Origin of the sequence: Achromobacter xylosoxidans (assembly GCF_014490035.1) — a bacterium.
GTDB classification, from domain to species: domain Bacteria; phylum Pseudomonadota; class Gammaproteobacteria; order Burkholderiales; family Burkholderiaceae_B; genus Achromobacter; species Achromobacter bronchisepticus_A.
The window spans coordinates 5,510,813-5,525,621 of the sequence record NZ_CP061008.1; the positions used below are offsets into that span (position 1 = coordinate 5,510,813).

Consider the following 14,809-nt stretch of genomic DNA (forward strand, 5'->3'; position numbering starts at 1 on the left):
AAAAAGCCCGAAAATAAGCTCAACGAATACTCAACTTTGCTGCGTCACGCGGCAGGCAGGTGCAAGATGAAAAAATGGCTTATCGCTGGTGCTGGTGCCGCTGGTCTGCTGATCTCCAGCGTCGCCCTGGCTCGGGTGGACGTCGGCATCTCGATCGGCATACCGGGGGTCGTGTACCCCGCGCCGGTCTACGTCGCGCCGCAGCCGGTATACGTGCCGCCCCCGCCGCCCGTCTATTACCGCCCCGCGCCGGTGTACGTCGCACCGCCGGTGGTCTATCCGGCGCCGGTGTATTACCGCGGCGGCGGCCGCTACTATGACCGCGGCTACTACTATGGCCGCGGGCGCGGACATGGACACGATTATTACCGCGGCCGGGGCCGCGGACACGACCACGACGATTAAGCTGCGGGCCGCGCGTCAAGCGCAGGCCGGTTGCCCCGGAAACGACAAAGGCCACTCGCAAGAGTGGCCTTTTTTTCTGCGGGCAATGTCCGGTGCCCGGTGAAATACCCCTCAGGCTGCGGGCGCCTGCACGGGTTTGCCAGCCAGCACGGCCGGTTGCTGCGGGGTTTTGCTGGCCTTGCCATCGCTCCACCGCGGCGTTTCCTGAACGAGATCGATCCAACGGCGGGGCTCGCTCGACGACCGCCACCAACCATTATGCGGACGCATGGGCAAACTCCGGTTCACCGTTGAAACGCACGCCGTTGATGCCTTGGAACAGTTGCAGGCTTTCCTGCTCGGCTTCGTGCAGGCTCGAAAACGGCGCCTGTCCGGGCACGGTCCAGCATTTTTCCGGCGCGGTGCCGCCAACACGGCGGGTCCATATCTGCACGCGGTAGCCCTGCTCGTCTTCCTGAGCCACGGAGCATCTCACACGAAAATCTCCAATCATTCTTGAAGTCATGGGCAACTCCTTGTTATTTAAGTGAATGAAGCGTGTAGCACACGGGGCATATTGTGCCGTAACTATCCGGCCCTTTTATTGGAATACACAATTGCTCACATCATAATCAAACACTCGCGCGGTCAGCTTAATGGCGTGAGGCGACAGGAATATGTACAGATAATAAAAAAAAACGGAGCCCGAAGGCTCCGTCTTTTACTCCGTCAAATGGCGGATGGACAGCTGAAAAACGTCAGGCTTTCGGCACCGGATTCAGCACCGTCAGGCCGCCCATGTAAGGCTGCAGCGCCTCCGGAATCAGCACGCTGCCGTCGGCTTGCTGGTGGTTTTCCAGCACGGCGACCAGCGCGCGGCCCACAGCCAGACCGGAACCGTTGAGCGTGTGCACGTATTCCGGCTTGCCCTGGGCATTGCGGAAGCGCGCCTGCATGCGGCGGGCCTGGAAAGTTTCGCAGTTCGACACCGAGGAAATCTCGCGCCAGGTGTTCTGCGCCGGCAGCCACACTTCCAGGTCATAGGTCTTGGCCGAACCAAAGCCCATGTCGCCCGTGCACAGCAGCACCACGCGGTACGGCAGGCCCAGCAGCTGCAGCACGCGCTCGGCGTGGCCCACCATGTCTTCCAGCGCCTCGTAGGACTGATCCGGCTGGGTGATCTGCACCATTTCGACCTTGTCGAACTGGTGTTGGCGGATCATGCCGCGGGTATCGCGGCCGCCGCTGCCGGCTTCCGAGCGGAAGCACGGCGTGTGCGCCGTAAGCTTGAGCGGCAGGTCGGCGGCAGCCTGGATGGTGTCGCGCGCCACGCTGGTCAAGGTGATTTCCGAGGTGGAGATCAGGTACTGGTCTTCACGCACGTACGGCTTGCCCTGATCGTCGACCTTGGGATCGTCGTCGCCGCCGCCCTTGGACACGGCGAACATGTCGTCCTTGAACTTCGGCAGCTGGCCCGTGCCGTACAGCGTCGAGGCGTTGACGATGTAGGGGGTGTAGCACTCGGTATAACCGTGCGTGCCCGTCTGCAGGTCCAGCATGAACTGCGACAGCGCGCGGTGCAGGCGGGCGATGGGGCCGCGCATGAACGAGAAGCGGGCGCCGGACAGCTTGGCGGCCATGTCGAAATCCAGGCCCAGCGGTTCGCCGATGGCGACGTGGTCGCGGGCCTCGAAGGCCAGGGCCGGCGGATTGCCGTCGGCGCCAGCCGCGCCCGGCAGCCAGCGGCGCACTTCGACGTTGTCGTCGGCGGATTCGCCCAGCGGCACGCTGGCGTGCGGCAGGTTGGGCACCGACATCAGCAGTTCGTTGAGCGGCTGCTGCAAGGCGGCCAGCTCTTCTTCCAGCTGCTTCAGGCGCACAGGCACGGCCTGCGATTCGGCCATGACGGCGCTGGCGTCCTCGCCCTTGGCCTTGAGCTGGCCGATCTGCTTGGCCAGCGCGTTGCGGCGGGCTTGCAGGGACTCGGTTTCGGTCTGGACGGCCTTGCGGCGGGATTCCAGCTCATTGAACCGTTCCGTGTCGAAGGACACGCCACGGCTCTTGAGGCGGTCTACGACGGTTTGCAGGTCTTTGCGCAGCAGTATCGGGTCTAGCATGGTGATATCGGTGAGGTTGCGTGAAGCAACGGGCGGCGCCCGTTACCGTTTCTTGGCGCGTTCCTGCGCGTCCAGCTCGCGCAGGAATGCCAGCTTTTGCTGGATTTTAGCCTCCAGGCCGCGATCGGTCGGCCGATAGAAGGAGGGATTGAGTCCATCGGGGAAATATTGCTCGGCGGCGGCGTAGCCGTGCGGCTCGTCGTGCGCGTAGCGGTAGGCCTTGCCATGGCCCAGCTGCTTCATCAATTTGGTAGGCGCGTTGCGCAGATGGATCGGCACCGGCGCGCTGCCGTGCTCGGCCGCGAACTTGCGCGCCTGGTTGTAGGCGTTGTAGACGGCGTTCGACTTGGCCGCGCAGGCCATGTAGACCACGGCCTGCGCCAGCGCCAGCTCGCCTTCCGGCGAACCCAGGCGTTCATAGATATCGGCGCCGTTCACGGCCAGGTCCGTGGCGCGGGGATCGGCCAGGCCGATGTCCTCCACCGCCATGCGCACCAGGCGGCGCGAGAGGTACTTGGGATCGGCGCCGCCGTCGATCATGCGGCAGAACCAGTACAGCGCGGCGTCGGGGTTGGAGCCGCGCACCGACTTGTGCAGGGCGCTGATCTGGTCGTAGAACGCGTCGCCGCCCTTGTCGAAGCGGCGCAGGTTCTGCGACAGCGAGATCTCCAGCCAGGCCGCGTCCACCGTGTCGCGGCCGGCGGCTTGCGCCGACTCGGCCACCACTTCGACCGCGCTGATCAGGCGGCGCGCGTCGCCGTCGGCCCAGGCCGCCAGTTGTTCACGCGCGTCGGCCTCGACATGGATGCGTTCGCCCTCTTCCAGCCCGTCGTTCAGGGCCTGCACGGCGCGGTCGACCAGTTGCTGCAGTTCCTCGGCGGTAAGCGATTGCAGCACGTACACCCGCGCCCGCGACAACAACGCCGAATTGACCTCGAACGAGGGGTTTTCGGTGGTGGCGCCGATGAAGGTGAACAGCCCGCTTTCCACATAGGGCAGGAAGGCATCCTGCTGCGCCTTGTTGAAGCGGTGCACCTCGTCGACGAAGAGGATGGTGCGGCGTCCCTGGCCCTGCGCCACCTGCGCCACCGTGACGGCATCGCGGATGTCCTTGACCCCGCCCAGCACCGCCGAGATGGCGATGAACTGCGCGTCGAAGCCGTCCGCCATCAGGCGCGCCAGCGTGGTCTTGCCCACGCCTGGCGGCCCCCAGAAGATCATGGAATGCGGCCGGCCCGAGTCGAAGGCGACGCGCAGGGGCTTGTCCGGCCCCAGCAGATGCGACTGCCCGACCACGTCGGACAGCGTCCGCGGGCGCAGCCGCTCGGCCAGGGGCACATAGGGCCGATGCGCAGGATCGGCCGCGAAGAGATCGTTGCTCATTGGCAGAAGATGAGGGGAGACAGCAAGTAATTCAAGCCAGCATTACACCATGGCGCGGGCCTGCCTCCCCCGCACGGCCCTAGGCCAGTCCCGGCGGCGCGAAGCGCCGGTTCGCCAGCACCGGCAATACCTTGCGGGCATGCGCCAGGCGTTCGGGGTCGATATCGGCGAACACCAGCGCCGGGGCTTCGCCCGCCCGCGCCGTCACCACGCCCAGCGGATCCACCACCATGCTGCAGCCGATGTTGCGTTCGCCGCATTCGCCCGTGGCCGCCACATAGCAGGTGTTCTCCAGCGCGCGCGCCGTGACCAGCACTTCCCAGTGCATTTCCTTCAACGGACCGCGCACCCAGGCGGCAGGCAGCACCAGCAGGTCCGCGCCGTCCAGCGCCAGGCGCCGCGCCAGTTCGGGGAAGCGCACGTCGTAACAGGTCATGAGGCCCACGCGCAGGCCGCCGATGTCCAGCAGCGGCGGGATGTCGACGCCGGGCGTGACGTTGGTGGATTCCTTCATGTTGAAGGCGTCGTACAGGTGCAGCTTGCGGTATTGCGACAGGATCTTGCCATCTTGCAGCGTCACCAGCGTGTTCCAGACCCGCCCTTCCCCGGTCGGCACGTGCACGCACATCATGGTCGCCAGTTGCGAACCGCGGCTGGCTTCCAGCAGGCGGCTCATGAAGGGGCCGTCCAGCGGCTGGGCGGCCTTCAGGACGATCTGCGGATCGGTGATGTCGCGGGCCAGGATGCCTTCGGGCAAGACCAGCAGGCCGGCGCCGCCGGCGCGGGCACGTTCCATCAGGTCGATGCAGACCTGGGCGTTTTCTTCCCAGACGCGGCTGACGGCGAACTGGCCCAAAGCAACTTTCAGCATGACGCTTCCTTGTGTCGGAGGTTTTCCCTATTGTCGCGCCAACCGCCGGCCAGCGCCGACTACGGGAAACTCCTAACTCCCGCTTGTAAATTCTTTTCAGGATAATGAAAAAAACCAGGTTTGACGTAAATATTTTCCATAGCAGGCGCCCCATGACGAACTCCTCCTTCCCCGCAGCCCCCCTGGACATGAACGGCAAAGGCCTGGGCGCCTTTCCGGAATCCTGTACCACCGCCGGCGCGGCGGCGCTGAACTGGAACCTGCTCAATGAGGACGTCAGCCTGCCCGTGGCGGTGCTGTACGAAGCCCGCGTGCGCCACAACCTGCAATGGATGCAGCGCTTCATGGAAGCGTACAAGGTCAAGCTGGCGCCCCACGGCAAGACCACCATGAGCCCGGCGCTGTTCCAACGCCAGATCGCGGGTGGCGCCTGGGGCATCACGCTGGCGACCGCGCCGCAGGTCCGGGCCGCCTATCAGCATGGCGTACGCCGGATACTGATGGCCAACCAGTTGGTGGGCCGCGCCAACATGGCCATCATCGCGCGCCTGCTGCGCGACCCGGCCTTCACCTTTTTCTGCATCGTGGACTCCCCCGCCAACGCGGCGCAGCTGGGCGCCTACTTCGGCGAACAGGGCCTGACCCTGCCGGTGCTGATCGAACTGGGCCCCCAGGGCGGCCGCACCGGCGTGCGCGACGACGCCCAGTTGCAGGCGCTGGTCGACGAAATCGGCAAATGGCCCGGCCTGGCCCTGGCCGGCATCGAAGTCTACGAAGGCGTGCTGCAGGAAGAAAGCGCCATCCGCGCCTTCCTGCGCCGCGCCGCCGACGCCCTGCGCGGCCTGGCCGCCGCCGGCCGCCTGCGCAAGAACGGCCCGGCGCTGATCTCCGGCGCCGGCTCCGCCTGGTTCGACGTGGTGGCCGAGGAATTCTCGCAGCTGGACATTGGCGCGCCGCTGGAAATCGTGCTGCGCCCCGGCTGCTACCTGTCGCACGACGTCGGCATCTACCGCTCGGCCGCCGAGCGCATCAACGCCCACAATCCGGTCGCGCAAAAGATGGAACCCGGCCTGCAGCCGGCCTTGCAGGTCTGGGCCTACGTGCAGTCGCTGCCCGAACCGGGCCGCGCCATCGTCGCCATGGGCAAGCGCGACGCCGCCTTCGACGCCGGCCTGCCCACGCCCGCCGCGCTGTACCGCCCCGGCCGCGACGCCGCGCCGGGCCAGGCTCCTGCCCACTGGAAGCTGAGCGCGATGATGGACCAGCACGCCTTCATGCAGATCGGCGAAGGCGACGACATCCAGGTCGGCGACATGATCGCCTTCGATATCTCCCACCCCTGCCTGACCTTCGACAAGTGGCGCCAGGTGCTGCTGGTGGACGAGCAATACCGCGTCACCGACGTGGCCGAAACCTTCTTCTGAACGGCCCTGTCCGCCGCACCGCGCCGGTACCCGGCGGGCAGGAGGAATCGCGGGATTCCGGCGCAAACCTCTAATTACTACAAGCAAAACCCGTTTTTGACCCTCTGGAGAGAGAATCATGAACTTCCGTACCTCCCGGCGAGGCGGTGGGCTCAATAGCCTGCTGCTGGCCGGCGCAATTGGCTTGACCGCATTGTCGACCCCCGCCCTCTGTGCCACGCCGATCAAGGGAGGCACGATCTCGGTTGCCACCATAGGCGAGCCGCCCACGCTGGATCCGATGACCAGCACGGCCGACCTGGTGGGCATCCTGACCCAGCACTTCTTCGAAACGCTGTACACCTTCGACGGCAAGTGGAACCTGACCCCGCTGTTGGCCGACAAGCTGCCGGAAGTCTCGGCCGACGGGCTGACCTACACGATCCCGCTGCGCCAGGGCATCACCTTCCACGACGGCTCCAAGATGGACTCGTCGGACGTGCTGGCCTCGCTCAAGCGCTGGACCGAGACCGCCACGCGCGGCAAGATGGCCGCCAAGATCATCACCGGCATCGAAGCGCCGGACGCCAACACCATCCGCATCACGCTCAAGCAGCCCTATGCGCCCCTGACCGCGCTGCTGGCCATGAACAACAGCGCCGCCGTCATCATGCCCAAAGGCAAGATCGCTCCGGCCCTGACCGAATTCGTCGGCACCGGCCCCTACCAGCTGAAGGCGCGCGTGCCTGACCAATACATCCAGCTGGTCCGCTTCGAAGGCTACAAGCAGCGCGAAGGCGAGCCCGACGGCTTCGGCGGCGCTCGCAAGCAGTACCTGGACGAGATCCGCTTCGTGCCGGTCAGCAACGCCAACACCCGCGTCGAAAGCGCGGTGGCCGGCCAGTTCGACTACGTCGACTCGCTGCCGGTGGAATCGCTGCCCAAGCTCAAGAACGGCCGCTCCGACCCCGTCATGCTCAAGCCCTTCGGCTGGCCTCGCCTGGTGCTCAACACCAAGCAGGGCATCATGTCGAACCTGGCCGTCCGCCAGGCCGTGCAGCTGGCGCTGAACGAAGAAGACATGCTGTACGCCGCCTTCGGCGACAAGAACTTCTACAAGCTCAACGGCGACCTGTATCCCGAGGGCTATCCCTGGGCCACGTCCCTGGGCGGCAAGGTCTACAACAAGGGCGACGCCGCCGGCGCCAAGAAGCTGGTGGATGGCGCCAACGTGCAGGACCGCAAGATCCGCATCCTGACCAGCCAGCAGTACGAGTTCCACTACAAGATGGCCCTGGTGGCCGCCGAATACCTGAAGGCCGCGGGCTTCACCGTGGACATGCAGGTGGTGGACTGGGCCACGCTGACGCAGCGCCGCCAGGACCCGGCGCTGTGGGACATCTTCATTACGCACAGCCCCTTCCTGCCGGAGCCTGCCCTGATCGACTTCCCGTCCAAGGACGCGCCGGGCTGGTGGGACACCCCGCGCCGCAACCAGGCGCTGGACGCCTTCAACCAGGCTGGCAACCAGGAAGAACGCATCAAGCGCTGGGCTGACGTGCAGCAGGCCGTCTACGACGAAGTGCCCTTCATCAAGGTCGGCGACTTCAACGCCCAGGCCGCCCGCTCGCCGTCGCTGCAAGGCACCAAGGCCGTGCCGTGGCCCTACTTCTGGAACGCCTGGAAGTCCAAGTAATGGCGTAGCGCGGCAGGACAAAGGCGCCACACAAGACCTCCTGCCGCGTTCCACGCATCAACGCATGACCCGCAGAGCGCGCCCTTCCAACAAGCGCGCCGCCTCTCCCCACGATACGACGCTTTTTTAGGACATCCATCGTGTTGCGTTATCTCTTAAACCGGCTGGTCGGGCTGGTGGCCGTGATGTTCATCGTCGCGACCATCGTCTTCGTGATCATCCGCGTCACGCCGGGCGACCCCGCCGCCGTGATGCTGGGTCCGCAGGCCAGCCAGCAGGACATCGCCGCCCTGCGCACCCAGCTCGGGCTGGACCAGCCGATGGCCGTGCAATATGTGTCGTGGCTGGGCAAGCTGGCCCAGGGCGACCTCGGCCAATCCATCTTCATGAACAAGCCGGTGCTGTCGGCCCTGGCCGACCGCGCCGAACCCACCATCCTGCTGACGCTCATGTCGCTGCTGATCGCCAGCGCTATCGCGCTACCGGTGGGGATCCTGTCCGCGGTCAAGCGCGGCACCACGCTGGACCAGTCGGTGCTGTCGTTCTCGATGTTCACCTCCAGCGTGCCCAGCTTCTGGCTGGGGCTGCTGCTGATGCAGGTGTTCTCGGTCAAGCTGGGATGGCTGCCCGTGGCCGGCTATGGCGGCCCCGACGCCTCCCTCATGACCCGCCTGTCGCACCTGATCCTGCCCGCCGTGGTGCTGGGCCTGGTGAACTCGGCGCTGATCACGCGCTTCATTCGCGCCAGCATGCTGGACGTGCTGCGCGACGACTATGTGCGCACCGCGCGCGCCAAGGGCCTGCCGGAAAGCAAGGTGATCCTGAAGCACGCCGTGCGCAATGCGCTGATCCCGATCCTGACGGTGCTGGGCCTGACCACCGCGCTGCTGATCAGCGGCGCGGTCGTGACCGAAACCGTGTTCGGCCTGCCCGGCGTGGGCAGCCTGGTGGTGTCGGCCGTGCTGCGCCGCGACTACCCCGTCATCCAGGGCGCGCTGCTGATCATCGCGGCCATCTATGTCCTGATCAATCTCATCATCGATCTGCTGTACCTGCTGGTCGACCCACGGGTTCGTTATTGATGATTAAGCCCACCCCCGAAGCGCCTGTGGCGCTTCCCCCTCAAGGGGGCGCCGCCTGCGGCCCGGCAAAGCCGGCTCCGCGCGGCCCCGATTCGATGCACCGCAAGTGGAGCAATTGAAATGACAACCGGGACTACCGTGAATTCCGGAACCGACCGCTGGCAGGTCCTGCGCCTGCTGGTGTCGCGCAAGACCGTACTGATCAGCCTGATCGTGATCGTCGTGCTGGTCCTGGCCGCGCTGCTGGCGCCCTGGATCAGCCCCTACGATCCGTTCAAGCTGTCCATCATGAACCGGCTGAAGGCGCCGGGCGCCGCGCACTGGTTCGGCACCGATGACTTCGGCCGCGACGTGTTCAGCCGCGTCATCCACGGCGGCCGCCTGTCGCTGATGGTGGGCTTTTCCGTGGTGATCGTGTCCAGCATCCTGGGCATCGCGCTGGGTCTGATCGCGGGCTTCTTCCGCACGGCGGACAAGTTCGTGTCGCGCTTGATCGACGCCATGATGGCCTTTCCCGACATCCTGCTGGCGATTTCGCTGGTGGCCGCGCTGGGCCCGTCGCTGGTCAACGTGGTGATCGCGCTGGGCATCGTCTACACGCCGCGCCTGGCGCGCATCGTGCGCGCCTCGACCCTGGTGATCCGCGAACTGCCCTTCGTCGAAGCCGCCCGCGCGCTGGGCGTGCCCACCTGGCGCATCGTCACCGTGCACGTGCTGCGCAACCTGGTGTCGCCCATCCTGGTGCAGGGCACGTTCATCTTCGCCTACGCGATCCTGGCCGAAGCCGGCCTGTCGTTCCTGGGCGTGGGCGTGTCGCCCGACATCCCCACCTGGGGCACCATGATCAACGCCGGCCAGCAGTACATGGGCTCGGCCGACTGGATCATGATCTTCCCCGGCATCGCCATCGTCCTGTCCGTGCTGTCGCTGCAACTGGTCGGCGACGGCCTGCGCGACGTCCTCGACCCGCGCCTGCGCAAGGAGCTGTAATCATGACCGCAAGCACCCGAGACGTCGTGCTTTCCGTGGAAGGGTTGAAGACCTGGTTCCACAGCCGCGACGGCATCGCCAAATCCGTGGACGGCGTGACCTTCGATCTGGCCCGCGGCGAAACGCTGGCCATCGTCGGCGAGTCCGGCTCCGGCAAGTCCGTGACCAGCCTGTCCATCATGGGCCTGCTGCCCAAGCCGGCGGGCCGCATCGAGGCCGGCAAGATCCTGTTCCGCGACCGCCAAGGCGTCCAGCACGACCTGGCCCAGGCCGCGCCCGCCACCCTGCGCAAGATCCGCGGCGCCGAAATCGCCATGATCTTCCAGGAGCCCATGACCAGCCTGAATCCGCTGTACACGGTGGGCGACCAGATCGCCGAAGCCGTGCTGCAGCACGAGGGCGGCTCCCACGACGCGGCCATGCGGCGCGCCCGTGAAATGCTGGAGCGCGTGGAGATCCCGGCGGCCGAGCGGCGCATCAACGAGTACCCGCACCAGATGTCGGGCGGCATGCGCCAGCGCGTGATGATCGCGCTGGCCCTGGCCTGCAACCCCGCCGTGCTGATCGCCGACGAGCCCACCACCGCGCTGGACGTGACCGTGCAGGCGCAGATCCTGGACCTGTTGCGGCGGCTGCAAGCCGAGATGAACATGAGCATCCTGTTCATCACGCACAACCTGGGCGTGGTGGCCGAGATCGCGCACCGCGTGGCGGTCATGTACGCGGGCCGCGTGGTCGAGGACGCCGGCGTCTACGACCTGTTCGAAAAGCCCACGCACCCCTACACCCGCGGCCTGCTGTCCTGCATCCCCACGGCCGCCCTGCTGGCCTCCGGCGAACGGCTGCGCGCCATTCCGGGCAACGTGCCCAGCGTGCTGTCGCTGCCGGCCGGCTGTACTTTCGCGCCGCGCTGCCCCCTGGCCGCCGACGACTGCCGCGCCGCCGTGCCCGAACTCCTGCCGGTGCAGACCGACCACCGCGCGCGCTGCATCAAGGTGAATCCGATATGACGAGTAGCCCCATTCCCATCCGCGCCGAAGAGCCGCTGGTGCGGATCCAGGACCTGAAGGTCCACTTCCCCACTTCGCAGGCGCGCAACGCCCCGATGGTGAAGGCCGTGGACGGCGTCAGCTTCGACGTGCCGCGCAACACCATCGTCGGCCTGGTCGGTGAATCCGGCTCCGGCAAGACCACCACCGGCCGCGCCCTGCTGCGGCTGTTCGCGCCCACCGCCGGCCGCATCCTGTTCGACGGCCAGGACATCACCACGCTGTCCGAAAAGCAGATGCTGCCCTGGCGCCGCCGCATGCAGATCGTGTTCCAGGACCCCTACGCCAGCCTCAACCCCCGCATGACGGTGGCCGAGATCCTGGGCGAGGCGCTGGACACCCACCAGCTCGCCCAGAACCGCCGCATGGCCCGCATCGGCGAGCTGCTGGAACGCGTGGGCCTGAACGCCGACCACAGCCGCCGCTATCCGCACGAGTTCTCCGGCGGCCAGCGCCAGCGCATCGGCATCGCCCGCGCGCTGGCGGTCGAGCCCGATTTCATCGTGGCCGACGAGCCGGTGTCCGCGCTGGACGTGTCGGTGCAGGCGCAGGTGCTGAACCTGCTGCAGGACCTGCAGCGCGACCTGGGCCTGACCATGCTGTTCGTGGCCCACGACCTGGCGGTGGTGGACTACCTGTGCGACGAGGTCGTGGTGATGTACCTGGGCCGCGTCATGGAACGCGGCCCGACCAGCGAGGTCTATGCGCGCCCCCGCCATCCCTATACCCGCGCGCTGCTCTCCGCCGCGCCGGTGCCGGACCCGCGCGCGCCGCGCTCGCGTATCCTGTTGAAGGGCGACATCCCCAGCCCGGTCAATCCGCCTTCCGGCTGCGTGTTCCGCACCCGCTGCCCCTACGCCATCGAAAGCTGCGCGACCACCGAGGCGCAGGCCGCCAACGTCGGCCCGGGCCACTATGTGGCGTGTTCGCGCATCGGCGACGCCGAGCTGGCCGCCTGATAGCCGCCCAGTCCAGAACAGACCCAGGAAGCCCACATGAACATCATCCGCGACATCGTCTTCCAGATACGCAGTCGGCGGGACTCGCTGAGCGTGACCGAACGCAAGGTCGCCGACGCCATCCTGGACGACATCATCTGGGGCGCCAGCGCCACCGTCGACCAGCTGGCGGCCAAGGCCGGCGTCAGCATCGCCACCATCTCGCGCTTCGCGCGCACGGTCGGCTGCGACGACACCCGCGACCTGAAGCTCAAGCTGGCCCAGGCCAGCACGGTGGGCAGCCGCTTCCTCGATCCCAGCGCGCCGACCGAGGAAAGCACCTTCTACGCCCGCATCTACGCCGACATCGAAAGCACGCTGCGCGCCCACCTGCCCAACTTCACCGAGCAGCTGTTCGAAGCGGCCGCCGGCATCGTCGACGGCGCGCGCATGATCTACGTCTTCGGCATGGGCGGCGCGTCGGCCGTGCTGGCGCAGGAAGTGCAGTCACGCCTGGTGCGCCTGGGCTATCCCATCGCCGTGTACAGCGACGCGGTGCTGCTGCGCATGGTCGCGGCCACCCTGGACGAGCGCGACGCGGTGCTGATCCTGTCGGCCTCGGGCCTTACGCCGGAAATCGTGGGCGCGGCCCGCATCGTCAAGCAGTACCAGGCGCGCATCGTCGCCATCACCGACGCGACCTCCGCCCTGGCCGAACTGGCCGACGTGGTGCTGCCCATCCGCACCGACGAAACCGACTTCATCTACAAGCCCTCGGCATCGCGCTACGCGATGATGCTGGCCATAGACCTGCTCTCGACCGAACTGGCCATGCTGAACCAGGAAGAAAACCGGGAGCGCCTGCGCCGCATCAAGCTGGCGCTGGACGAACACCGCGGCGGCCCGAACCGCCTGCCGCTGGGCGATTGAACTGGAACACAAGATGTACGACACCCTCATAGGCAATGTGCTGGTCCTGGACGGCACCGGCGAACCCGCCTACCGCGCCAGCGTGGCGCTGGCCGACGGCCGCATCGCCGCCATCGGCGACCTGCCGGGCGCGGCGGCGCGCCAGATCATCGATGGCACCCGCCTGGCGCTGGCCCCGGGTTTCATCGACGTGCACACCCATGACGACACCAACGTCATCCGCACGCCAGACATGCTGCCCAAGCTTTCCCAGGGCGTGACCACCGTGGTGGTGGGCAATTGCGGCATCAGCGCCTCGCCCGTGGCCCTGCGCGGCGAACCGCCGGACCCGATGAACCTGCTGGGCGCCCGCGCCGACTTCAGCTACCCCACCTTCGCGGACTACACCCGCGCCATCGAAGCCGCGCGGCCCGCCGTGAACGTGGCAGCGCTGGTCGGCCATACCGCGCTGCGCAGCAACCACATGGACCGACTGGACCGCGCCGCCACGCGCGAGGAAGTGCTGGCCATGCGCGAGCAGCTGCGCGACGCGCTGGCCCATGGCGCCATCGGCCTGAGCACCGGCCTGGCCTATGCCTCCGCCTTCGACGCGGACACCGAAGAGGTCAAGCTGCTGGCCGAGGCGCTGGATGAATTCGGCGCGCTCTACACCACCCACCTGCGCTCCGAGTTCGCCGCCATCCTGGAGGCCATGCAGGAAGCCTTCGACATCGGCCAGCATGCCCGCGTGCCGGTGGTGGTGTCGCACCTGAAATGCGCCGGCGCCGGCAACTGGGGCCGCACGAAAGAAGTGCTGTCAGCGCTGGAAACCGCCGGCCGCCTGCAGCACGTGGGTTGCGACTGCTATCCCTATTCCGCCAGTTCGTCGACCCTGGACCTGAAGCAGGTCACGGACGAGTTCGACATCGACATCACCTGGTCGGTGCCGCATCCGGAGCAGGCTCGCCGCAAGCTGGCCGACATCGCCGCCGACTGGGGCGTGACTTTGCTGGAAGCGGCCGCGCGCCTGCAGCCAGCCGGCGCCGTGTACCACAACATGCATGAAGACGACGTGCGCCGCGTGCTGTCGCACCGGCTCACCATGGTGGGTTCCGACGGCCTGCCCAACGACCCCATGCCGCACCCGCGGCTCTGGGGCGCGTTCCCGCGCGTGCTGGGCCACTACAGCCGCGATGTGGGGCTGTTCCCGCTGACCGAGGCCGTGCACAAGATGACGGGCCTGTCCGCCGCCCGCTTCGGCCTGGCCGAGCGCGGCCTGGTGCGCGAGGGCTACCACGCGGACCTGGTGCTGTTCGATCCGGCCACGGTCATCGACCGCGCCACCTTCGCCGCGCCGGTGCAGACCGCCGCCGGCATCGAGGCGGTCTGGGTCAATGGCGCCCTGTCCTACCGCCAGGGCGAGGCCACCGGCGACCGCGCCGGCCGCTGGCTGCCGCGCAGCGGCGACCTGCGCAAGAACTTCCAGTAAGCAACGGGCGAAAACCCGGCGCAAAACCGGCCATTCATTTCAAGGAGAGAACCATGAGCAATGCTCCCACCGCCGACAGCAACGGCATCACCCGCTACGGCGTCGCCGGCGGTACGGGCCAGGGCGGCTCGCACATGCCCTTCGCCCGCGCGGTCGCGGCCGATGGCTGGCTGCACGTGTCCGGCCAGGTGCCGATGGACAACGGCGAAGTCGTCGAAGGCGGCATCGTGACCCAGTCGCACAAGGCCATCCAGCAGGTGCTCGCCATCCTGAAGGAAGCCGGCTACGGCCCCGAACACGTCGTGCGTTGCGGCGTATGGCTGGACGACGCGCGCGATTTCGCGTCGTTCAACAAGGTGTTCAAGGAATACTTCGGCGAGAATCCGCCGGCCCGGGCCTGCGTGCAGTCGTCGTTGGTGGTGGACGCAAAAGTCGAGGTCGACTGCATCGCGTACAAACGTCCTTAAGCGGACGCCACATAAGAAAAAGCCTGGCGTT

General features: G+C 67.0%; 14 protein-coding genes. 10 read left to right on the forward strand and 4 right to left on the reverse strand.

All coding sequences use genetic code 11. The features are described from left to right. The first annotated feature begins 66 nt into the window (after positions 1 to 66). Positions 67 to 405 (forward strand): virulence factor, encoded by a 339-nt coding sequence (locus IAG39_RS25555; protein WP_059373816.1) that lies wholly within the window; start codon positions 67 to 69, stop codon positions 403 to 405. 256 nt (positions 406 to 661) lie between these two features. Here the strand turns inward: IAG39_RS25555 and IAG39_RS25560 are convergent, their stop codons facing one another. The 4 genes from IAG39_RS25560 to IAG39_RS25575 all read right to left on the reverse strand — a co-directional run bounded on the left by IAG39_RS25560 (position 662) and on the right by IAG39_RS25575 (position 4,755). After that, the gene (locus tag IAG39_RS25560; protein WP_082400638.1) at positions 662 to 910 is read right to left on the reverse strand and encodes a hypothetical protein; all 249 of its coding nucleotides are present in this window, start codon (positions 908 to 910) and stop codon (positions 662 to 664) included. A 232-nt stretch (positions 911 to 1,142) separates the two neighbouring features. Beyond that, the gene (gene serS, locus IAG39_RS25565; RefSeq protein WP_118931703.1) at positions 1,143 to 2,501 is read right to left on the reverse strand and encodes a serine--tRNA ligase; all 1,359 of its coding nucleotides are present in this window, start codon (positions 2,499 to 2,501) and stop codon (positions 1,143 to 1,145) included. Positions 2,502 to 2,543: 42 nt separating this feature from the next. After that, a complete protein-coding gene (locus IAG39_RS25570) occupies positions 2,544 to 3,884 on the reverse strand; it encodes a replication-associated recombination protein A (protein WP_054450116.1) in 1,341 nt (446 codons plus the stop codon). Positions 3,885 to 3,963: 79 nt separating this feature from the next. Further along, the gene (locus IAG39_RS25575; protein ID WP_082400636.1) at positions 3,964 to 4,755 is read right to left on the reverse strand and encodes a deaminated glutathione amidase; all 792 of its coding nucleotides are present in this window, start codon (positions 4,753 to 4,755) and stop codon (positions 3,964 to 3,966) included. 152 nt (positions 4,756 to 4,907) lie between these two features. Between IAG39_RS25575 and IAG39_RS25580 the strand changes: the two genes are divergently transcribed. From IAG39_RS25580 to IAG39_RS25620, 9 genes are all read left to right on the forward strand, one after another. Further along, entirely contained in the window at positions 4,908 to 6,179 is a 1,272-nt protein-coding gene (locus IAG39_RS25580; RefSeq protein WP_118931702.1) for an amino acid deaminase, read from the forward strand. A 118-nt stretch (positions 6,180 to 6,297) separates the two neighbouring features. After that, a complete protein-coding gene (locus IAG39_RS25585; RefSeq protein WP_059373813.1) occupies positions 6,298 to 7,854 on the forward strand; it encodes an ABC transporter substrate-binding protein in 1,557 nt (518 codons plus the stop codon). A gap of 140 nt (positions 7,855 to 7,994) precedes the next feature. Further along, positions 7,995 to 8,936: an ABC transporter permease gene (locus tag IAG39_RS25590; RefSeq protein ID WP_059373812.1), complete on the forward strand. Its 942-nt coding sequence runs from the start codon at positions 7,995 to 7,997 to the stop codon at positions 8,934 to 8,936. Between the two features lie 120 nt (positions 8,937 to 9,056). Then, complete coding sequence (locus tag IAG39_RS25595) at positions 9,057 to 9,926, forward strand: ABC transporter permease (RefSeq protein WP_059373811.1); 870 nt, start codon at positions 9,057 to 9,059, stop codon at positions 9,924 to 9,926. Between the two features lie 2 nt (positions 9,927 to 9,928). After that, positions 9,929 to 10,936 (forward strand): ABC transporter ATP-binding protein, encoded by a 1,008-nt coding sequence (locus IAG39_RS25600; protein ID WP_059373810.1) that lies wholly within the window; start codon positions 9,929 to 9,931, stop codon positions 10,934 to 10,936. After that, complete coding sequence (locus tag IAG39_RS25605) at positions 10,933 to 11,934, forward strand: ABC transporter ATP-binding protein (protein ID WP_118931701.1); 1,002 nt, start codon at positions 10,933 to 10,935, stop codon at positions 11,932 to 11,934. The genes IAG39_RS25600 and IAG39_RS25605 overlap by 4 nt, the downstream gene beginning before the upstream one ends. A gap of 36 nt (positions 11,935 to 11,970) precedes the next feature. Beyond that, entirely contained in the window at positions 11,971 to 12,843 is an 873-nt protein-coding gene (locus tag IAG39_RS25610; RefSeq protein WP_054450103.1) for a MurR/RpiR family transcriptional regulator, read from the forward strand. A gap of 13 nt (positions 12,844 to 12,856) precedes the next feature. After that, complete coding sequence (locus IAG39_RS25615; RefSeq protein ID WP_118931700.1) at positions 12,857 to 14,311, forward strand: N-acyl-D-amino-acid deacylase family protein; 1,455 nt, start codon at positions 12,857 to 12,859, stop codon at positions 14,309 to 14,311. Between the two features lie 53 nt (positions 14,312 to 14,364). Next, positions 14,365 to 14,778 (forward strand): RidA family protein, encoded by a 414-nt coding sequence (locus IAG39_RS25620; RefSeq protein ID WP_118931699.1) that lies wholly within the window; start codon positions 14,365 to 14,367, stop codon positions 14,776 to 14,778. Positions 14,779 to 14,809 lie beyond the last annotated feature (31 nt).